The 20,760-nt window shown below is 41.1% G+C and carries 22 protein-coding genes and 1 other annotated feature; of the genes, 17 read left to right on the plus strand and 5 right to left on the minus strand.

Translation table 11 applies throughout. The features are described from left to right. Window positions 1-150: 150 nt before the first annotated feature. The 3 genes from HMPREF1128_RS06985 to HMPREF1128_RS06995 are packed head-to-tail and all read right to left on the minus strand — an operon-like array spanning window position 151 to window position 1,816. Window positions 151-534, minus strand: coding sequence for a hypothetical protein (locus HMPREF1128_RS06985; RefSeq protein WP_007525831.1), 384 nt, complete (start codon window positions 532-534; stop codon window positions 151-153). Then, window positions 534-905, minus strand: a complete 372-nt coding sequence (locus HMPREF1128_RS06990) for a hypothetical protein (RefSeq protein WP_007525884.1) — start codon at window positions 903-905, stop codon at window positions 534-536. Before HMPREF1128_RS06990 ends, HMPREF1128_RS06985 begins: the two co-directional genes overlap by 1 nt. Then, a complete protein-coding gene (locus HMPREF1128_RS06995) occupies window positions 902-1,816 on the minus strand; it encodes an ATP-binding protein (protein ID WP_007525800.1) in 915 nt (304 codons plus the stop codon). The genes HMPREF1128_RS06990 and HMPREF1128_RS06995 overlap by 4 nt, the downstream gene beginning before the upstream one ends. Before the next feature lie 97 nt (window positions 1,817-1,913). Here HMPREF1128_RS06995 and HMPREF1128_RS07000 point away from each other — a divergent pair, with 97 nt between their 5' ends. From HMPREF1128_RS07000 to hisIE, 13 genes are all read left to right on the plus strand, one after another. After that, entirely contained in the window at window positions 1,914-2,270 is a 357-nt protein-coding gene (locus HMPREF1128_RS07000) for a helix-turn-helix domain-containing protein (protein ID WP_007525843.1), read from the plus strand. Between the two features lie 117 nt (window positions 2,271-2,387). Then, window positions 2,388-4,058, plus strand: coding sequence for an energy-dependent translational throttle protein EttA (gene ettA, locus HMPREF1128_RS07005; RefSeq protein WP_007525864.1), 1,671 nt, complete (start codon window positions 2,388-2,390; stop codon window positions 4,056-4,058). A gap of 63 nt (window positions 4,059-4,121) precedes the next feature. Next, on the plus strand, window positions 4,122-4,691 hold the full coding sequence (locus tag HMPREF1128_RS07010) for a DUF1266 domain-containing protein (RefSeq protein ID WP_007525825.1): 570 nt from the start codon (window positions 4,122-4,124) through the stop codon (window positions 4,689-4,691). Between the two features lie 211 nt (window positions 4,692-4,902). Further along, window positions 4,903-6,222: a dicarboxylate/amino acid:cation symporter gene (locus tag HMPREF1128_RS07015; protein WP_007525788.1), complete on the plus strand. Its 1,320-nt coding sequence runs from the start codon at window positions 4,903-4,905 to the stop codon at window positions 6,220-6,222. Between the two features lie 166 nt (window positions 6,223-6,388). Then, window positions 6,389-6,533 (plus strand) — a sequence feature (His leader region). A gap of 27 nt (window positions 6,534-6,560) precedes the next feature. After that, window positions 6,561-7,460: an ATP phosphoribosyltransferase gene (gene hisG, locus HMPREF1128_RS07020; protein ID WP_007525808.1), complete on the plus strand. Its 900-nt coding sequence runs from the start codon at window positions 6,561-6,563 to the stop codon at window positions 7,458-7,460. Between the two features lie 54 nt (window positions 7,461-7,514). Beyond that, entirely contained in the window at window positions 7,515-8,801 is a 1,287-nt protein-coding gene (gene hisD / locus HMPREF1128_RS07025) for a histidinol dehydrogenase (RefSeq protein WP_007525813.1), read from the plus strand. 102 nt (window positions 8,802-8,903) lie between these two features. Next, a complete protein-coding gene (gene hisC / locus HMPREF1128_RS07030; protein ID WP_007525886.1) occupies window positions 8,904-9,962 on the plus strand; it encodes a histidinol-phosphate transaminase in 1,059 nt (352 codons plus the stop codon). Between the two features lie 18 nt (window positions 9,963-9,980). Beyond that, window positions 9,981-11,069: a bifunctional histidinol-phosphatase/imidazoleglycerol-phosphate dehydratase HisB gene (gene hisB, locus HMPREF1128_RS07035; protein ID WP_007525818.1), complete on the plus strand. Its 1,089-nt coding sequence runs from the start codon at window positions 9,981-9,983 to the stop codon at window positions 11,067-11,069. Between the two features lie 75 nt (window positions 11,070-11,144). Then, a complete protein-coding gene (locus HMPREF1128_RS07040; RefSeq protein ID WP_007525814.1) occupies window positions 11,145-12,275 on the plus strand; it encodes a putative phage abortive infection protein in 1,131 nt (376 codons plus the stop codon). Between the two features lie 4 nt (window positions 12,276-12,279). After that, window positions 12,280-12,876, plus strand: coding sequence for an imidazole glycerol phosphate synthase subunit HisH (hisH, locus tag HMPREF1128_RS07045; RefSeq protein ID WP_007525787.1), 597 nt, complete (start codon window positions 12,280-12,282; stop codon window positions 12,874-12,876). Between the two features lie 166 nt (window positions 12,877-13,042). Next, window positions 13,043-13,792 (plus strand): 1-(5-phosphoribosyl)-5-[(5-phosphoribosylamino)methylideneamino]imidazole-4-carboxamide isomerase, encoded by a 750-nt coding sequence (hisA, locus tag HMPREF1128_RS07050; protein ID WP_007525894.1) that lies wholly within the window; start codon window positions 13,043-13,045, stop codon window positions 13,790-13,792. Further along, window positions 13,774-14,547, plus strand: coding sequence for an imidazole glycerol phosphate synthase subunit HisF (gene hisF / locus HMPREF1128_RS07055; protein ID WP_007525840.1), 774 nt, complete (start codon window positions 13,774-13,776; stop codon window positions 14,545-14,547). Before hisA ends, hisF begins: the two co-directional genes overlap by 19 nt. 8 nt (window positions 14,548-14,555) lie before the next feature. Further along, complete coding sequence (gene hisIE / locus HMPREF1128_RS07060) at window positions 14,556-15,203, plus strand: bifunctional phosphoribosyl-AMP cyclohydrolase/phosphoribosyl-ATP diphosphatase HisIE (protein WP_007525786.1); 648 nt, start codon at window positions 14,556-14,558, stop codon at window positions 15,201-15,203. Between the two features lie 75 nt (window positions 15,204-15,278). Here the strand turns inward: hisIE and rph are convergent, their stop codons facing one another. Further along, on the minus strand, window positions 15,279-16,007 hold the full coding sequence (gene rph, locus HMPREF1128_RS07065) for a ribonuclease PH (RefSeq protein WP_007525910.1): 729 nt from the start codon (window positions 16,005-16,007) through the stop codon (window positions 15,279-15,281). 100 nt (window positions 16,008-16,107) lie between these two features. Here rph and HMPREF1128_RS07070 point away from each other — a divergent pair, with 100 nt between their 5' ends. From HMPREF1128_RS07070 to hflX, 4 genes are all read left to right on the plus strand, one after another. Beyond that, on the plus strand, window positions 16,108-16,971 hold the full coding sequence (locus HMPREF1128_RS07070) for a YicC/YloC family endoribonuclease (protein ID WP_007525880.1): 864 nt from the start codon (window positions 16,108-16,110) through the stop codon (window positions 16,969-16,971). A gap of 94 nt (window positions 16,972-17,065) precedes the next feature. After that, window positions 17,066-18,004: a tRNA (adenosine(37)-N6)-dimethylallyltransferase MiaA gene (gene miaA, locus HMPREF1128_RS07075; RefSeq protein ID WP_007525899.1), complete on the plus strand. Its 939-nt coding sequence runs from the start codon at window positions 17,066-17,068 to the stop codon at window positions 18,002-18,004. A gap of 98 nt (window positions 18,005-18,102) precedes the next feature. Next, window positions 18,103-18,384 carry an RNA chaperone Hfq gene (gene hfq / locus HMPREF1128_RS07080; RefSeq protein ID WP_007525789.1) on the plus strand — a complete coding sequence of 94 codons (282 nt, stop codon included), beginning with the start codon at window positions 18,103-18,105 and terminating at the stop codon, window positions 18,382-18,384. Window position 18,385: 1 nt separating this feature from the next. Continuing rightward, on the plus strand, window positions 18,386-19,780 hold the full coding sequence (gene hflX / locus HMPREF1128_RS07085; protein ID WP_007525834.1) for a ribosome rescue GTPase HflX: 1,395 nt from the start codon (window positions 18,386-18,388) through the stop codon (window positions 19,778-19,780). A gap of 88 nt (window positions 19,781-19,868) precedes the next feature. Here hflX and rsmI read toward each other — a convergent pair whose 3' ends face one another. Beyond that, window positions 19,869-20,723, minus strand: a complete 855-nt coding sequence (gene rsmI / locus HMPREF1128_RS07090) for a 16S rRNA (cytidine(1402)-2'-O)-methyltransferase (protein WP_007525908.1) — start codon at window positions 20,721-20,723, stop codon at window positions 19,869-19,871. Window positions 20,724-20,760 lie beyond the last annotated feature (37 nt).

The following is a 20,760-nucleotide window of genomic DNA, read 5'->3' on the forward strand; positions in this document are numbered from 1 at the left end:
ATATAATTAACACACGCAAAAGATCATAAGGAAAGTCCATAACAACAAACCTTAAATCTTTAGTACAATAATATCTACTAAAATCAAATATAGCAGAATACCTTTCAATTTTTACGCTTATTAATCTAATAATCTCCATTAGCCAGACCTCTAAAAATTAATATCAAACTTTAACTCTTTTGAGTTAATAAGTTCTCTTTTACCTTCATCATTTAATTTATCAATGCTAAAAAAATCTGTTCTAAAAACATTCTTTAAAATAGTTCCCTCTCTAGCTTTAAAGTAAAGCTCAGTAATTAAATAAAATTTATCATCTAGGTTTAACTTTATTATAAATTCTCCTCCAATATACTCAGCACTGTTATCTTTTTGATATGACGCTATCTTTTCATCAATTCCATAAGAATATAATCTACATAAATCTTCCAATGAAAATTTATATAATTCATTAACAGAATCTAATTCATTTAAAATAAATTGAAGTTTTTTATCCACCCCTTCTTTATCTAAACAGAAAAGCTCTTTTAATCCCATTACTTCAACTCCAAACGCAGTGCTTCTTTCATTTCAGAAGTAATGTCTACTTCTTCACCCACATAAGCACATTCCATTTTTTTTCTGATATTTTCAGGTAATTCTTCAGCAGAAATTTCTCGCTCATATACAGTTTCTTTCCAGTTTCCATCAGGCTCCTTTTCAAGGAATTTTTGAACCGCAATATATATACCACTTACTACACTACCTTTTTCGAGATAAGTAATTAATCCAGCATATGCTGAAGGAATGGCTTTTTCCATAAAGAGTTTAAAAGCTTTTTCCAAAAATGCTTTAATTTCTTTCCAAAAAAAAGCTATAAATAAAACAATGCCAAAAATCAATGTTGCGCCAACAATAAATGTAATCATATTTTTACTCCATAATTATCTTTAATGTATTGTTCTGAAATAATTTTAGAACCTACATTCATAATTCCAAGATTAGCAAGTTTACTCTTTTTAATTGATTCAATTTTTGAAAGTATATCTTGATTGGTTACCATTTTTTTTCCATCTGCTTTAGCCGAAAAAGCAGATAATAAAATAGCATTAGAAATATCTGAACCGCTTAAATTCTCCGAATTTTGAGCAACCAGATTAATATCAATATCATTTGGTAGTTGAGAAGGAATATAGTGCATAAATAACTTTTTACGTACTTCTTCATCAGGTAAAGAAAATTCAATATGAATTAAAATTCTTCGCATAAATGCAGGGTCATAATTTGTAATGAAGTTAGTGGCAAATAACACAATATCATTATAATCATTAAGCAAATTTAACATTACTGAACGCGTTTGGTTTACGCTTGTATCTGTCGCACTAGTCATATTGGTGACACGGCGACTCAAAATAGCATCAGCTTCATCAAAGAAAAGAATGGCATCATTTTCTTTAGCAAAATTGAAAGCGGCTTGGATATTTTTCGGTGTCTCTCCAACATATTTTGATTCAATATCACCATAATTAACCAGAATTAACTTTTTACCTAATGATGTAGCAATAGCGTGAGCCGCCATAGTTTTGCCTGTACCAGGTGCGCCATAAAGATTAATGATCATTTTGCTATCAAATTTATGCGTATGCGAAAAGCCCCAATCATTAAACACTTCGTGTTGAAATTGTCGCAACCCAATTGCTTTATTGAGTTCACTATACGTTTTCTCAGACAAAATAAGATCATCCAATGTATAGCGAGGCTCAGTGAGCTCAAACTGGATTTGAGGCTTGTTAGATGTGGTATTTACAGATTTGTTTTTAGAATTAAGATCGATGGGCATAGTTACCTTTTAGGCCTAACATTAAAACCAAAATAGTTTAAAATAAAAACTAAATTAGTTCAATTGTGGCTTTAAAAATTTTCGATAATTTTTATCTATGAAGATAAAAAACGAAAAAGATAAATTTAGCGAAAGGCTGGCAACCGCAATTAAGGCTGAATACCCTAAAGGCCTTACAACAAGCCAAATTGCTATTAAATTTGGGTTATTACACCCAACAGATGCCGTCACACCTCAGGCAGTTTATAAATGGTTAAATGGTTTAGCGATTCCCTCATTTGACAAGATAGAGACACTCTCGAAATGGTTAAATGTAGAACCAAATTGGTTAAGATACGGCGGTGAAGAGGAGCAGAATTACTCCGCATTAGATGAAGTTTTAATCCGTTTAATAAAAGATCTTAACGATCAGCAAAAGAGCATTCTTGTGAGCTTGATTACCTCTTTTAAGTAATTTGACTGGCAAGCGGTCAGATTCCGCAAAACTTTTGCAAATTCAGACCGCTTGTAGCCTATATTTTCGCCCTATTTTCCAGTAGAATAGGGCGATTTTTTTGATGAGGAATAATCAATGTCAACGCAATTTGTATATACGATGCATCGAGTCGGCAAAGTCGTGCCGCCGAAGCGTCATATTTTGAAAGATATTTCTTTAAGCTTCTTCCCTGGGGCTAAAATCGGGGTGCTCGGCTTAAATGGTGCGGGTAAATCTACCCTTTTACGCATTATGGCTGGCGTGGATAAAGAGTTCGAAGGGGAAGCGCGTCCACAACCGGGTATTAAGATCGGTTATCTTCCACAGGAACCAAAACTTGATCCGCAACAAACTGTGCGTGAAGCGGTAGAAGAAGCCGTTTCTGAAGTGAAAAATGCACTGACTCGTTTAGATGAAGTTTATGCACTTTATGCGGATCCTGATGCGGATTTCGATAAACTAGCCGCAGAGCAAGCAAATCTTGAAGCTATTATTCAAGCACACGATGGTCACAATTTAGATAACCAATTAGAACGTGCTGCAGATGCATTACGTTTACCGGATTGGGGTGCAAAAATCGAACATTTATCTGGTGGTGAACGTCGTCGTGTGGCGCTTTGTCGTTTATTGCTCGAAAAACCAGACATGCTCTTATTAGACGAGCCAACCAACCATTTAGATGCGGAATCTGTAGCATGGTTAGAGCGTTTCTTACATGACTACGAAGGTACTGTTGTGGCGATTACCCACGACCGTTACTTCTTAGATAACGTTGCAGGTTGGATCTTGGAACTTGACCGTGGTGAAGGTATTCCTTGGGAAGGCAACTACTCTTCTTGGTTAGAGCAAAAAGAGAAACGTTTAGAGCAAGAACAAGCAGCTGAAAATGCGCGCCAAAAATCCATTGCGAAAGAGTTAGAGTGGGTTCGTCAAAATCCAAAAGGTCGTCAAGCGAAAAGTAAAGCACGTATGGCACGCTTCGATGAATTGAACTCTGGTGAATACCAAAAACGTAACGAGACCAACGAACTCTTTATTCCACCTGGTCCACGTTTAGGTGATAAAGTGATTGAGGTAGAACATCTCACTAAATCTTACGGTGATCGCACTTTAATTGATGATTTATCATTTAGCATTCCAAAAGGGGCTATCGTAGGTATTATCGGGGCTAATGGTGCGGGTAAATCTACCCTATTCCGGATGCTTTCAGGTCAAGAACAACCAGATAGCGGCTCAATTACGATGGGTGAAACCGTTGTGCTTGCTTCTGTGGATCAATTCCGTGACTCAATGGATGATAAGAAAACTGTATGGGAAGAAGTGTCTAACGGACAAGATGTTCTCACTATTGGTAACTTTGAAATTCCAAGCCGTGCGTATGTTGGACGCTTCAACTTCAAAGGCGTAGATCAACAAAAACGTGTGGGCGAATTATCAGGTGGTGAACGTGGTCGTTTACACTTAGCTAAACTTCTACAACGTGGTGGTAACGTACTGTTATTGGACGAACCGACCAATGATTTAGACGTTGAAACCTTACGTGCGTTAGAAAATGCGATCTTAGAATTCCCTGGTTGTGCAATGGTAATTTCCCATGACCGTTGGTTCTTAGACCGTATTGCGACTCATATTTTAGATTACGGTGATGAAGGTAAAGTGACATTCTACGAAGGTAACTTCTCAGACTACGAAGAGTGGAAAAAGAAAACCTTAGGTGAAGCCGCAACACAGCCACATCGTATTAAATATAAACGTATTGCCAAATAATCCCCAATGCAGCACAAACTAAAGTTTGTGCTGCATTTTTTATACGTAAAAATAAGGAGCTTTATGAAACTTTCAAAATTCATGCCAATGGCATTTAGCCTGATTTTGACCTTCTTTATTGCAGCTTGTTCTCAAGAAAAATCAGATACCGTCCGTTGGTTTAACGCTACCCATGCTATTTTAACTGCAACGAATCAGGGTGATGTTGAAATTTACGGTGGTGAAAAACCATCAGCAGGGGCTAAACAAACCTATCGTAATATGCTCAAAGAGTGGTGGGATATCACCAATAAAGAACAACTTGTTGAAACCATTATTACGCTTGCTGAAACAAATAGCCCGAAAGACGTGGCTGCATGGGATTACAGCCGTGCATTTAATTTACTTTCTTCAGGCTATCTTGCTGAATACCTTACTCGCGAACAAGCATTGAATATGTCGCTAGAACTCGCTAAAAAAGTACAACCACTTTACCACTCTTGGGACGAATTCTTTGAAGGCTATTTCAAAGGGTATGAACAATGGTCAGAAAAAAGTAGCGAACTACGACGCAAAACGTATCAACTTATCAAAAATTATGATAACAGCCCTTACAACCTACCTTGGAATCTTGAATTGAAAAAAGATTGGTAGGTCACGCTCTTTTACAAGCGGTGGAATTTCGTAAAAATTTTGCAAAATTCCACCGCTTGTGCCTTTTTAAATCATAAGAAAAACTAATCTATAGATAATTTTTATTAAGAAAAAAGTTTTTCTTAATAAAAAATTACGTTATTATCAAACTGCTTCGACTCTAGGAGTCATTCAATTTTCTTGTTTATTCTACGATTTAAGAGGTCTGACAATGCTGACAATTGATGCCAACACACCGCCATCTCCTCCCAAAAAACAGAAGTTTTATCAAAGCCTTTATGTACAAGTTATTTTAGCTATTATCATTGGTATTTTACTTGGCTATTTTTTTCCTGATTTTGGTGCAAGCCTAAAACCACTAGGTGAAGCCTTCATTAAATTAGTGAAGATGATTATTGCCCCAGTTATTTTCTTAACCGTAGTGACAGGGATTGCCGGCATGAATGACATGAAATCAGTCGGTCGTGTAGCTGGTAAAGCGATGCTTTATTTCATTACCTTCTCCACACTTGCGCTTATTATTGGCTTAGTGGTGGCGAATATTATCGAACCCGGTGCAGGCTTAAATATTGACCCTGCTACGCTAAAATCTGAAAAAGTGAGTGAATATGTTTCAAAAGCTAAAGATAGCTCGTTAATTGGCTTCTTTATGAACATTATTCCAACGACTATATTAAGCCCATTAACTGAAGGTAATATTCTCCAAGTATTATTTGTTTCGGTCTTATTCGGGGTTGCTCTTGCTTCTGTGGGCGAACGTGGCAAGCCTATTACCGATTTATTGCAAGTTGCTGCCGCGCCAATGTTTAAAGTTGTCTCTATTCTGATGAAAGTAGCTCCGCTTGGCGCATTAGGTGCAATGGCATTTACCATTGGTAAATATGGATTAAGCTCTATTAGCAACTTAATGATGTTGATTTTAACCTTCTACATCACTTCATTATTATTTATCTTAATCATTTTAGGCGCCGTAGCACGCTACAATGGCTTCTCTATTGTGAAGATGATTCGCTATATTAAAGATGAACTATGGTTAGTCTTAGGCACTTCCTCTTCAGAAGCCGCCCTACCAAACTTAATGCAAAAAATGCAAGCAGCCGGCTGTGAAAAATCTGTCGTAGGCTTAGTTGTTCCAACCGGTTATTCATTTAACTTAGATGGCACCAACATCTACATGACCATGGCAGCCCTTTTCATCGCTCAGGCAACCAACACAGATTTAACGATCGGTCAGCAAATTACCCTATTATTAGTAGCCATGTTAAGTTCAAAAGGTGCAGCTGGCGTAACGGGGGCAGGCTTTATTACACTTGCTGCAACGTTATCTGTTGTACCTAGTTTGCCTGTTGAAGGGATGGCGCTTATTTTAGGTATCGACCGTTTTATGTCTGAATGTCGTGCATTAACTAATATCATCGGTAACGCTTGTGCGACGATTGTTGTCGCTCGTTGGGAAAACGCTTTAGATAAAGAGAAACTTGATCTTGCCATGAGCGGCAAACTAGTGGTTAAAACGGAAGAAAGCCATTAAGCCAAAAAAAGAGATTGAAAAAATGCATCGTTACGATAAAAATCGTGATGCATTTTTTTGATAAAAATCAAATTTATAGCAACTCGGAGCTATCAAAATTTTTTATTTGTAATAGACTCGAACCAATCCAACTTTTAAGGAATCTTATTATGAAATTTTATCGTGCGTATCATCACCATTTAACCTGATATCTTTCGGGCATTTGGTGTGGACGGAAGATATTAAAATCTTCCGAGCACGCATAAATAAACAACAATAGCAGTTTACATAAAATGCACCCCTCGGAAGGCAACTTTCGAGGGGTTTTCTTTTTAGAAAAATAATAAGGAATAACTAATATGCAAACACAAAACCGACTCAAAATCGCCTTACAGAAAAAAGGCCGTTTAAGCCAAGATTGCGCAGCCCTACTCAAACAATGCGGGGTAAAAATCAATTGGAATGAACAACGACTTATCGCCTATTCGGAAAACCTACCGATTGAAATCCTGCGTGTGCGTGATGATGATATCCCTGGGTTGATTTTTGACGGTGTCGTAGACTTAGGTATCATCGGCGAAAATGTCTTGGAAGAGGAAGAGCTTGGTCGCTTGGCAGCTGGCGAAACCATCGCCTACAAAAAACTACGCCAATTAGACTTTGGTGGCTGTCGCCTTTCTCTCGCCATTGACCGTGACCAAACTTACAACGGCGTGCAAACCCTTGCTAATCAACGCATCGCCACTTCCTATCCACATCTTTTACGCCGCTATATGCAACAACAAGGCGTTCCTTTTAAAAATTGTTTACTCAATGGCTCGGTAGAAGTTGCCCCAAGTGCCGGACTAGCCGCTGCAATTTGCGATTTAGTTTCTTCCGGCGCGACCCTAGAAGCTAACGGTTTAAAAGAAGTTGAAGTGATTTACCGTTCTAAAGCCTGCTTAATTCAACGTGCCGAACCGCTTGATGCAGAAAAACAAGCACTGGTTGACCGCTTACTAACCCGCATTCAAGGTGTGCAACAAGCCTCTGAATCCAAATACATTATGCTGCATGCGCCAAAGGATAAACTGACACAAATTACAGCGCTACTCCCTGGGGTTGAAAATCCAACCATTTTGCCATTAGCCAGTGATAGCACGAAAGTCGCGATGCACGTTGTCAGCCAAGAAAATCTGTTCTGGGAAACCATGGAGCAATTAAAAGCCATCGGAGCCAGCTCGATTTTGGTATTACCAATAGAGAAGATGATGGAATAACCCAACCTTGCTTCCATTTACGGGAAAAGAAAATTAAATAAGAGGAAATAGGCAATGCAAACTTTAATCTGGAATAACTTAACTCAAGAAGAAAAACGCCAAGCGCTTGCCCGTCCGGCACAAAAAGTTGGTGAAAGCATTAAACAGGCGGTGGATGCCATTCGTGAAAACGTTATGCAAAACGGTGATAACGCATTATTTGAATTGTGCGAAAAATTCGACAAAGTAAAACTGACAAGCCTTGTTGTCTCTCCTGAGGAAATCGCCGCAGCTAGCGCTCGAGTTTCCCCAGCGCTCGCGCAAGCGATTCAACAGGCAAAAGCCAATATTGAAGCCTTCCACAAGGCACAACAAAATCAAGAAATCGACATCGAAACCCAAGCCGGTGTGCGCTGCCAAGTTGTTACCCGTCCGATTTCCCGCGTGGGACTATACATTCCGGGCGGTTCAGCACCATTATTCTCGACTGTTTTGATGTTAGCAATTCCGGCAAAAATTGCCGGCTGTAAAAAAATTGTGCTGTGTTCCCCACCACCAATTGCCGATGAAATTCTTTACACTGCACAACTATGTGGCGTGGAAACCATTTATGCGGTGGGCGGTGCACAAGCCATTTTTGCTATGGCACAAGGCACCGAGACAGTGGCTAAGGTCGATAAAATTTTTGGCCCGGGTAATGCCTTTGTGACTGAGGCCAAACGCCAAGTGGTGCAAAGCGGTACTGCCATCGATATGCCGGCTGGGCCATCGGAAGTATTGGTTATTGCGGATGAAACGGCAGATCCAGAATTTGTCGCCAGCGATCTGCTTTCCCAAGCAGAACATGGCGCTGACAGCCAAGTGATTTTAGTCACCACCAATGGGCAATTAGCCGCACAAACCGAACAGGCTATTGCCCGCCAACTAGCGCGTTTACCACGTGCTGAAACCGCCAGCAAAGCCCTTAGCCACAGCCGTATTTTTATTGCCGAAAGCTTGGCGCAAGCCGTAGCAATCAGCAACGAATACGCACCGGAACACTTAATCGTACAAACCCAAAATGCCCGCGCACTCTTGCCCGAATTGGACAATGCCGGTTCGATTTTCTTAGGGGCGTACAGCCCGGAAAGCATGGGCGATTACGCCAGCGGTACCAACCACGTGTTGCCGACCTATGGCTATACCAAAACTTACTCCAGTCTTGGTTTAGCGGATTTCAGCAAACGGATGACCGTCCAAGAACTCAGCCCTGAAGGTTTTAAAAATCTGGCAAAAACTGTAGAAGCGATGGCGGAAGCTGAGCAATTAGATGCCCACAAACAAGCTGTCAGCATTCGTTTGGCAAAACTAAATGCGCAGTAAGTTAAATTAAACGCCCCCTCGGATTTTCGAGTTTTTGCAAAAACAACACCTAACCCATTGATTTTATTAGAGTTGAAGAAAAAATCTAAAAAAGGACAACATATGAACACAACACAGCTTTCCCGCCCCAACGTCCAAGCATTGACTCCTTACCAATCCGCCCGAAAACTGGGCGGCAACGGTACGATTTGGCTCAATGCAAACGAATCACCGCTTTCACCGAATTTTCAACTTTCCGGTAAAGACTTAAACCGCTATCCAGAGCCTCAGCCACAGGCAGTGGTTGAAGGCTATGCCGCCTATGCCGGAGTCAACGCCGAGAACGTTTTAGTCACCCGTGGTGGCGATGAAGGCATTGAACTGATTATTCGCGCCTTTTGTGAACCTGCACAGGACGCCATTTTATTCTGCCCACCCACCTACGGCATGTATGCAGTCAGCGCTGAAACCGCCAATGTTACCTGCAAAACTGTGCCGCTCGATGCCGATTTTCAGCTCAATTTGGAAGCCATCGAAGCGCAATTGGACGGCGTGAAAGCGGTATTTGTTTGTAGCCCAAACAATCCGACCGGCAATCTGCTCAAGCGGTCTGATTTAATCAAATTATTGCAAATGACCGCCGGCAAGGCGATTGTGGTGGTTGATGAGGCCTATATTGAATTTTGTCCTGAAGCGAGCTTTGCCAACGAACTGCAAAACTACCCGAATTTAGCCATCATCCGCACTCTTTCTAAGGCCTTTGCCTTAGCCGGATTACGTTGTGGTTTTGTTTTGGCTAATGCAGAATTGATTCAAATTCTGAGCAAGGTGATTGCGCCTTATCCGATCCCGATTCCAAGCGCAGATATTGCCGCCCAAGCGGTTGCCGATGCGAATCTAACCGTGGTTAAGGAACGCGTGCAAACCACTCTGGATAATCGTCAATGGCTTGCCGACAAACTAGCTACATTACCGCAAGTAGAACAAGTCTTTCCAAGTGAAGCGAATTATTTGCTATTTAAATGCCAAGATGGCGAAAAAGTATTTAAAGCCTTGTGGGATTTGGGAATTATTCTGCGCGACCAAAATAAAGCGTTAAATTTACAAGACTGCATTCGTATCACCGTTGGCACAAAAGAAGAATGTGAACGTGTGGTTGAAGCCATCAAACAAATAAACTAATACACAGGAGAACAGCCCATGCAACCTATTCTTTTCATTGACCGCGATGGTACCTTGATTGATGAGCCGAAAACTGATTTTCAAATTGATAGCCTTGAAAAACTTAAATTCGAGCCGAACGTCATTCCAGCGATGCTGAAATTGAAAGAAAAATACCGTTTTGTGATGGTATCAAACCAAGATGGCTTGGGAACGGACTCTTTCCCACAAGCGGATTTTGATAAACCGCATAATGCAATGATGGCGTTATTCAAATCACAGGGGATTGAATTTGATGATGTTTTGATTTGTCCGCACAAACCGGAAGATCATTGCCAATGCCGCAAACCACAAACCAAGTTACTTAAAAAATATATTGAAAAGAAATTATTCGATCCTGCGCATTCTTTTGTGATTGGTGATCGAGCAACCGATGTGCAATTAGCGGAAAATTTAGGTATTCGCGCTATTCAATACCACCCGCAACAAATGCCTTGGGAATTGATTGCCGAAAAATTATTGGGTGAAGCGGTAAGCAACATCGGCAACCGCCCACCACGTTTTGCTGAAGTGGTGCGTAAAACCAAAGAAACCGATATTAAAGTGCAAGTATGGCTGGATGAAACTGGGGTTAACGATATCAAAACCGGCGTTGGTTTCTTCGACCATATGCTTGACCAAATCGCCACTCACGGTGGATTCCGCATGAATGTACAATGCAATGGTGATTTGTGGATCGATGAACATCACAGCGTGGAAGATACTGCCCTCGCCCTCGGTCAAGCATTGAAACAAGCCCTTGGCGACAAACGCGGCATCGCCCGCTTCGGCTTTGTGCTCCCGATGGATGAATGCCGCGCCGAATGTGCCTTAGATTTATCCGGCAGACCTTGGATCAAATTCGCTGCCCGCTTCAAACGCGATAAAGTCGGCGATTTCAGCACCGAACTCACCGAGCATTTTTTCCAATCCCTAGCATTCTCGCTGCTCGCCACGCTCCACCTCAAGGCCACCGGCGATAACGACCACCACAAAATTGAAAGCCTGTTTAAGGTATTCGGCAGAACCTTAAGACAAGCAATTCGAATTGAGGGGGAGGAGTTGCCGAGTAGTAAGGGTGTATTATAATAGCAGTTGCCGTGAACGGTTGCTGAGTTAGTTCATGGTAAATACCTATGTAAACGCTATAACTTAAGGATTTATATGTTTAATAAATTATTAACTGGATTTGCAATTTTTCTTACTATTCTTGCTTTTGGGGCATATTGGTATTTTGCTGGTCGATTAGGAATTTCGAATAATGGAAGTGATTGGGCTGATTTTGGTAGCTATGCTGGAGGAATATTTGCTGCATTAGCATTTTTAGTTGTTATTTATCAAAATTACCAAAGAGATAAAGAGCAACAAAAACAAGATTTTGAAAAAACTTTTTCTATGATGTTAGAACATCATAATGCTAAATTAGAAAATTTGGAGTCGTTAATGCTAGATAAATCTGGAGAAAGGTTAATTGATAATTATTATAATCAGATATTATCAAAGGAATCTTTTTCTAAATTAAGAGAGTTTTCATCTAATAATGATAAATTTTTTTCAGAGATAGATTCTTACTTACTAACTCTATATAGACTTTTAAAATTCATATATAAAAATATGGACTTAAATAAAGATAAAGAATACTCAGGTTTTTTAAGAAGTTTTTTATCAAGAAAGATGTTGGTTATTTTAGCCTTTAACATCTGTAACAGAGAGAAGCAATATGAAAGATATATAGAATGTATAAATAAATTATCTTTCTTTGAGCATTTGAATTTAGATGAATTAGAATACAGGTTCATCTCTTTTGCTTCTGGATTAGATTATAAAGATGCATTATCTTTAATTAAAAAACATAAGGATAATATCGAAGAAATGTATTCTGAGCAAGAATATAAAAATGAAGATGGAACAATAGAATATATGCCTCCTCCATATTCTGATTTTAGGGATAGTATTTTGTCTGAAGATGGTTGTAACACAGACGAGAATAGAATTAGAAAATGGATATCTATTAATACTATACTTAACATACTTTTTAAAAAAAAGAGAAACAGCCCATTAAAAGATTCAGATTTCGAATTTGATAAAGAATTTAGATCGATTGGCGAGTTTGAGGATGAATACGGATATATAGTTTACCGTAAATTTCATAGAGTGGAAAATATGGAGGATAATAAGGATACATTATTTATTCATATTCTGACTACATTTTCATCTGAAGCCTTTTCTGAGAATCAAAAAGAAAAATTTGATAACTTAAAGAAATTATATAGCATTTTTATTAAAAGAAATTAATGTAATGAAAAATATTTTAATCATCAACACAAACTGCGCCAACCTCTCCTCCGTCAAATTTGCTTTTGAGCGATTAGGATATAGTGCGGAGATCACCAATGATCTCAATAAAATTAAATCTGCCGATAAATTAATTTTACCCGGTGTAGGAACTGCCAAGGCAGCAATGCTGAATTTGCAACGCTTAGGGTTGATTGAAGTAATCCAAAATCTCACACAGCCTGTGCTAGGCATTTGCTTAGGCATGCAACTAATGACGGAATTCTCTACCGAAGGCAATGTCTCCACCCTTGGTTTAATGAGTGGGCAAACCGAACTGATTCCGGATACCGGTTTGCCCTTGCCTCATATGGGCTGGAATCGCGTGCATTTTGATGAAAATTGCCCGCTATTTGATGGCATTGCGCAGGACAGCCATTTCTATTTTGTGCATAGCTATGCGATATTGCCTAATGAAAATACCATTGCGACCAGCCATTACGGCGTGGATTTCTCCGCCGCAATAGCCAAAAACAACTTCTACGGAGTGCAATTCCATCCTGAACGCTCAGGCGAAAATGGTGCGTTACTGTTGAAAAATTTTGTAGAGAAAGTGAAATAGACTACAGAGCTAAAATAACGCACGCCCCCCTCTTTAGAAAAGAGGGGCAGGGGGAGATTTGATTACGATGTCTAATCTCTCACAAGGTTGAAAAAGACTTCTGCCAAATCTCCCCTAACCCCTCTTTGCTAAAGAGGGGAACTAATTACATTACACAGGAAAAACTATGCAAACATCACAAATTATTCCCGCCCTTGACTTAATTGATGGCCAAGTTGTGCGGCTACACCAAGGCGACTACGCCAAACAAACTACTTATTGCGACGATCCTATCGCGCAATTTGCTGACTACGTTCGTCAAGGCGCACAGCAATTACACCTGGTGGATTTAACTGGGGCGAAAAATCCACACGCCCGCCAAACCGCGTTAATTCGCCAAATCATTGCTGCAACGCCCTGCCCTGTGCAAGTCGGTGGTGGGATTCGTCGCGAACAAGATGTTGCCGATTTATTGGCGGCAGGCGCAAACCGCGTGGTGATCGGTTCAACAGCGATTAAAGAACGCGCCACCGTAAAACAATGGTTTGCTCAATATGGCGCGGAGAAATTCGTGTTGGCATTGGACATCAACATCAATGCAAGCGGTCAAAAAATTGTGGCAATCAGCGGCTGGCAAGAAGCTAGTGGCGTATTATTAGAAGAAGTAATCGAAGACTATCAAAGTGTCGGCTTACGCCATGTGTTATGCACCGACATTTCGCGTGATGGCACCTTGGCAGGTTCAAACGTCGATTTATATCGTGAAATCTGCGCGCAATATCCCGATATTCAATTCCAATCATCGGGCGGTATTGGTAGCCTAGCGGATATTGAGGCGCTTAAAAATACTGGTGTGACAGGTGTTATTGTCGGGCGCGCCTTGTTAGAAGGCAAATTTAATGTAGCGGAGGCAATCGAATGTTGGCAAAACGGATAATTCCTTGTTTAGACGTACGTGATGGGCAAGTCGTTAAGGGCGTGCAATTCCGTAATCACGAAATTATTGGCAATATAGTCCCATTGGCACAACGCTATGCTGCCGAAGGTGCCGATGAACTGGTATTTTATGATATTACCGCTTCATCGGATGGCCGCACCGTGGATAAAAGCTGGGTGCAACGCGTAGCGCAGGTAATTGACATCCCTTTCTGCGTAGCCGGCGGAATTAAAACTGTCACCGATGCCGAGCAGTTATTTGCTTTTGGCGCGGATAAAATCTCGATCAACTCTCCTGCGCTAGCTAATCCCGATTTGATTAACCAACTTTCCGAACGCTTTGGCGTGCAGGCGATCGTTGTTGGCATCGATAGCTGGTTTGAGCAATCAACTGGAAAATATTGGGTCAACCAATATACCGGTGATGAAAGCCGTACCCGCCAAACCCATTGGCAGTTACTTGATTGGGTGCAAGAAGTACAAAGCCGTGGTGCGGGTGAAATCGTACTCAATATGATGAACCAAGATGGCGTACGCCAAGGCTATGATCTCACACAGCTAAAAATGGTGCGCCAAGTATGCCACGTGCCGCTTATTGCCTCAGGCGGTGCAGGAGAAATGGTGCATTTTCGCGATGCCTTTATCGAAGCCAATGTCGACGGCGCATTAGCCGCAAGCGTGTTCCATAAGCAGATTATTCAGATTGGAGAACTCAAACGCTATTTACGTCAACACAATATTGAAATCAGAGAGTAAGGAAAATGATGCTTAATACTAGCCTTATCAACTGGCAAAAAGTCGATGGGTTACTGCCTGTCATTGTCCAACACGCACAAACCGGTCAGGTGTTGATGTTGGGATATATGAATGACGAAGCCTTAGCCAAAACCATTAATGAAGGCAAAGTGAGCTTCTATTCCCGTACCAAGCAACGCCTCTGGACCAAGGGGGAAACCTCAGGGCATTTTTTGAATGTGGTGGATATGAGCTTGGACTGTGACAATGACACCTTGTTAATTTTAGCCAACCCTATCGGCGCGACCTGCCATACCGGAGAAGACAGCTGCTTTCATCAATTTACCCAACAAGCTACTAGCCATTGGACATGGTTTGCCCTACTGGAGCAGCATTTAGCAGAAAAGAAAAACGCCGATACGGCCAGCTCTTACACAGCAACACTACACAGCAAAGGCATTAAGAAAATCGCCCAAAAAGTGGGAGAAGAAGCGGTAGAAACTGCGCTAGCTGCCGTTTCACAAGATAAACCAGAAACCCTCAGCGAAGCGGCGGATTTGGTTTATCACTTAACTGTGTTGTTGCACCATCAAGAACTGGCATGGGAGGATGTAATTGCAAAATTGCAAGAACGCCATCAGGGAATTGGTCTGCACCCAGAGGGTTCAAATAAATAGTCGGCATAAATAAAATTTGCGCCCTAGCAAAAGCCAGGGCGCAAGCGGTCTAATTTTCTCATTTTTTTTACAAAATTATTCTTCAGTTTTAGCAGCTAACGCTTGGCGCTGCACTTCGAATAACTGTTCGCAACCGCGGTGCGCTAAATCAATAAGTTGTAATAATTCCATATGAGAGAATGGTTCGCCTTCTGCTGTACCTTGTACTTCGACTAATCGACCATCATCAACCATCACCACATTCATATCTGTTTCTGCATTAGAATCTTCAACATATTCTAAATCACACACAGCTTCACCATCGACGATACCAACAGAAATGGCGGCAACTAATCCTTTCATTGGATTGGTTTTTAATGTGCCATCTGCCACTAATTTGCTTAGCGCATCATGTAATGCAATGCAAGCGCCAGTAATAGATGCGGTACGTGTGCCACCGTCGGCTTGAATAACATCACAATCAACGGTAACAGTCCGCTCACCTAATGCTTTTAAATCTACTACTGCACGTAAAGAACGCGCGATCAAACGTTGAATTTCCATTGTACGCCCGCCTTGTTTACCTTTTGCAGCTTCGCGCGCCATTCGGCTATGCGTTGAGCGTGGTAACATACCGTATTCAGCCGTTACCCAGCCTTGCTGCTGCCCTTTTAAGAAACGCGGTACAGTTTCTTCAACAGTGGCATTACACAACACTTTTGTTTCACCAAACTCAACTAATACTGAACCTTCCGCATAGCGGGTGTAATGGCGAGTGATTGTCACTGGGCGAACTTGTTGAGCTTCACGATTATTTGGGCGCATTCTTCTATTCCTTCTAAATAAAATTTTGCCCATTCTAACAAATAAACAGTACAATGGTGCGAATTTTATTAGCGGCTTTTGCCTAATGTAAGGAATTATCATGATTTATAGTATGACTGCCTTTGCGCATCTTGAACTGAAAAAAAATTGGGGCAATGCGGTTTGGGAAATTCGTTCCGTTAACCAACGTTTTTTAGAAACCTATTTCCGTTTACCTGAAGCGTTTCGCCATTTAGAAATGGGATTACGCGAGCGCTTAAGAGCAACGCTTACACGCGGAAAAGTGGAATGTAGCTTGCGTATTGAACTGACTAATAATGAAAGCAACGAATTGGCACTTAATCATGCTTATGCAGAAAAAGTTGTCAGTGCGCTAAAAAGTTTACAAACCATTGCTGGAGCAGGCGAAATCAATTTAGTTGATGTATTAAGATATCCTGGTGTGGTTGATAGCCAGAACCAAGATCTCGACCAAATCGCAGAAGATTTATTAGCCGGTTTCGAGCAAATTTTAGCTGAATTTATCGCAATGCGTGGGCGTGAAGGGGCAAATCTTCAAACCTTGATTCAGCAACGTTTAGATACCATCAGCGAAATCGCCACCCGAGTACAAGCCCAAATGCCAAGCATTTTGCAATGGCAAAAAGAACGCCTCCAACAACGGTTTGATGAATTAAATTTACAGCTTGACCCACAACGCCTTGAACAAGAAATGGTGTTGACTGCTCAACGCCTTGATGTTGCTGAAGAACTTGATCGCTTACAACTGCATGTAAAAGAAACCACATCAATCTTGAAAAAAGGTGGCGCAATTGGCCGTAAATTAGATTTCATGATGCAAGAACTCAACCGTGAATCCAACACGCTTGCCTCAAAATCTATCAATGCAGATGTAACTAACTCTGCCGTAGAATTAAAAGTATTGATTGAGCAAATGCGTGAACAAATTCAAAACCTTGAATAATTTCGCCACTTAAAAAGAAAGCTCAAACGCTGTTTGGGCTTTTTGCATTTTCTTCGTAAAATACGACCGCTTGTTTACCCAATTTAGAGGAATAATGACCCAACAACCTTTAGCCCTGTTCTTAATGGGCCCAACTGCTTCGGGAAAAACCGATTTAGCGATTGCTTTGCGCCAACAACTGCCAGTTGAAGTAATTAGCGTGGATTCTGCTTTGATCTATAAAGGCATGGATATCGGCACCGCAAAGCCAACTCCGGCAGAATTAGCCTTAGCGCCGCATCGTTTAATTGATATTCTTGATCCGAAAGAAAGTTATTCAGCGATGAATTTCCGTGAAGATGCTTTAAAAGAAATGGCGGAAATCAGTGCTAGCGGTCGTATTCCTTTATTGGTTGGCGGTACAATGCTTTATTACAAAGCATTACTTGAAGGGCTTTCGCCACTTCCTTCTGCCGACCCGATTATTCGCGCAGAAATTGAAGAAAAAGCCGCTAAAATAGGATGGGCGGGTATGCATCAAGAACTGTTATCAATCGATCCTGTGGCTGGAGCCAGAATCAACCCTAACGACAGCCAGCGAATTAACCGCGCGTTGGAAGTGTTTTATATTACTGGTAAAACCATGACCGAGCTGACCACGGAAAAAGGGGAAACTTTGCCTTACCGCCTGCTGCAATTTGCCATCGCCCCACAAGATCGTGCCATCTTGCATGAGCGGATTGCGCTACGCTTTCAAAAAATGATGGATTTGGGTTTTGAAGAAGAGGTCAAGCGGTTATTTTTGCGGGAAGATTTACATATTGACTTACCTTCTATCCGCTGTGTTGGCTACCGCCAGATGTGGGAATATTTACAAGGCGACATTTCTTTAGATGAAGCCATTTATAAAGGCATCTGCGCCACTCGTCAATTAGCAAAACGCCAAATTACTTGGCTGCGTGGTTGGAAAGATGAAATCACCTGGCTTGATAGCTTAAACCCAGAACAAGCAAAATTGACAATAATTGACAAAATAGAGAAAAGTTTACGTTAACTTTCCACTGATCCGACTTGTTACTATCTAAAGTATGATAAGATTTCTATGCCTAACTGTTAGTTAGGTTGTCTACAATTATAAAAAAGGAAAATCTAATGGCAAAAGGTCAATCTTTACAAGACCCATATTTAAATGCACTTCGCCGTGAGCGCATTCCTGTTTCTATTTACTTAGTAAATGGCATTAAATTACAAGGTCAAATTGAATCATTCGACCAATTCGTAATTTTATTAAAAAATACGGTAAGCCAAATGGTTTATAAACACGCAATCTCAACTGTCGTTCCGGCACGTGCGGTTTCTCACAATAATAACGGTCACACACAAACCCAGTATCAACACGTTGATTTAGCGCAAGAAAAACCTGTTACGGAATAATTTGATTATTTCTTCAATCTCAACTCAAACAACGTTACCAAGCGAGGACGAAAATTCATCGCTTGGTTTTCTGTTTCCTGAAAACAGTGAAAAAACACACCCAACACAACTTGAAGAAAAAGATCGCGCCATTTTAGTGCACCTTTTTCTCTCGCCTGAAAAAGATATCGAAAACCTAACTGAGTTTCAAACTCTTGCGCATTCCGCTGGCGTTGAAGTCTTGGCCACGCTTACGACAAGCCGCAGTACACCGCATGCCAAGTATTTTGTTGGCACAGGGAAAGCCGAAGAAATTCAACAAGCGGTTGAAGCGTTATCTGCCAATTTAGTCTTAGTAAATCATGAACTCAGCCCTTCACAAACCCGTAACTTATCTGCATTATGCGGCTGTCGCGTGGTTGATCGCACAGGGCTTATTTTGGATATTTTTGCACAACGGGCAAGAAGCTATGAAGGGAAATTACAAGTTGAATTGGCGCAGTTAAAGCACCTCTCAACCCGATTAGTCCGCCGTTTAGGTAAGCAAGACCAACAAAAAGGAGGAGCGGTAGGTTTACGCGGGCCTGGGGAAACACAATTAGAAACTGACCGTCGTTTAATCAAAGTTCGCATTCAGCAACTGCAACGCCGTTTAGAAAAGGTTAACCAGCAGCGTCATCAAAACCGTAAAACTCGCCAAAAAGCAGATATTCCAACTGTTTCATTGGTGGGCTATACAAATGCGGGAAAATCCACCTTATTTAACACGCTTACACAAGCAGATGTTTATGCTGCCGATCAACTGTTTGCAACACTCGATCCGACTTTACGCCGTTTACAACTGCCTGAAGTTGGTACCACGATTTTTGCAGATACGGTTGGCTTTATTCGTAACCTGCCACATGATTTAGTTTCGGCCTTTAAATCCACGTTACAAGAAACGTGTGAAGCTACGCTACTCCTTCACGTTATTGATGCCGCAGATGCCCGTAAGCTAGAAAATATCAGTGCAGTGAATCAAGTACTTGATGAAATTCGCGCGAATGAAGTCCCCATTTTGCAAGTCTATAACAAAATTGATGCACTCCCTGCGGTTTCACCCTTTATTGAGCGCGATGAAAATGGAAAACCAATTGCAGTTTATCTCAGTGCGCAATCAGGGCTTGGCGTAGATTTACTTCACCAAGCAATTTGCGAACGTCTTCGTAATACGTTAGTCACTAAACAGCTCTTATTGCCGCCAACAAGCGGTCAAATTTACGCGCAGTTTTACCAACATCATTGTATTAAGCAAGAACGTTTTAATGAATTTGGAGACAGACTTCTGACAATCGAAGTCGATGAAATCCAATGGCAAAAGTGGCTTAAACAATACCCCGAATTAACAGAATATCTAGAATTTGCACAATGGGCTTAGCACTTCTCGCTAAGTTTACCCAATCATCCCTCCCCTCTCAGCCAAAGAGGGGATTCTTTTTTTCATACCAAAAGACAAAGCAAAAAAGCTATTTCTCGCCTAAATTTTCCAGCCCATATTGATAAAGCGCATTTTTCTTGTAACCAAAAGTTTCTGCAACAATACCGGCTGCTTTTTTCAATGGCAGCTCTTTGCAAAGTAAGGCCAATAATTTGACCGCTTGTGAAGAAAATTCTGCGCTCTCAGTTTCCGGCTTTCCTTCCACCACTAATACAATTTCTCCTTTGATGCGGTTACTATCCTCTTTTAGCCATGAGATTAACTTTCCTAAGCTATCGCCATGAATCGTTTCCCAAGTTTTGGTCAGCTCTCGTGCCATCACAATATAGCGTTCCTCTCCAAAGATTGTTTGCATATCTGCAAGCGTCTCTAAAATTCGGTGGGTAGATTCATAAAAAATTAAGGTGCGAGGCTCTTCGGCTAAAGCTTCAAGCTTATCACAACGAGATTTTGATTTTGCCGGTAAGAACCCTTCAAAGCAGAAACGGTCTGATGCAATACCAGAAGCGCATAACGCAGTAATTGCTGCGCAAGCGCCAGGAATCGGCACAACCTGAATACCCGCTTGACGGCAATGACGAACTAAATGAAAACCAGGGTCACTAATTAGTGGCGTACCTGCATCTGAAATCAGAGCAATATTTATACCTTGTTGGAGCTTTTCAACCAAAACAGTGGCTTTTTGCTGCTCATTATGATCGTGTAAAGCGAAGAAAGGCTTTTTAATGCCGTAATGACTTAATAATAGCCCGCTATGACGAGTGTCTTCAGCCGCAATTAAATCGACTATTTCGAAAGTTTCTAATGCGCGCTGAGTAATATCGCCTAAGTTTCCAATGGGCGTGGCAACAATATACAATATGCCTTTTTGTTCGTTTTTCATTTGATTTTACATCGTTTGATAAGTAAGATTTGACATT

It is taken from the genome of Haemophilus sputorum HK 2154 (assembly GCF_000287615.1).
In the GTDB taxonomy this organism is placed as follows: Bacteria; Pseudomonadota; Gammaproteobacteria; order Enterobacterales; family Pasteurellaceae; genus Haemophilus_A; species Haemophilus_A sputorum.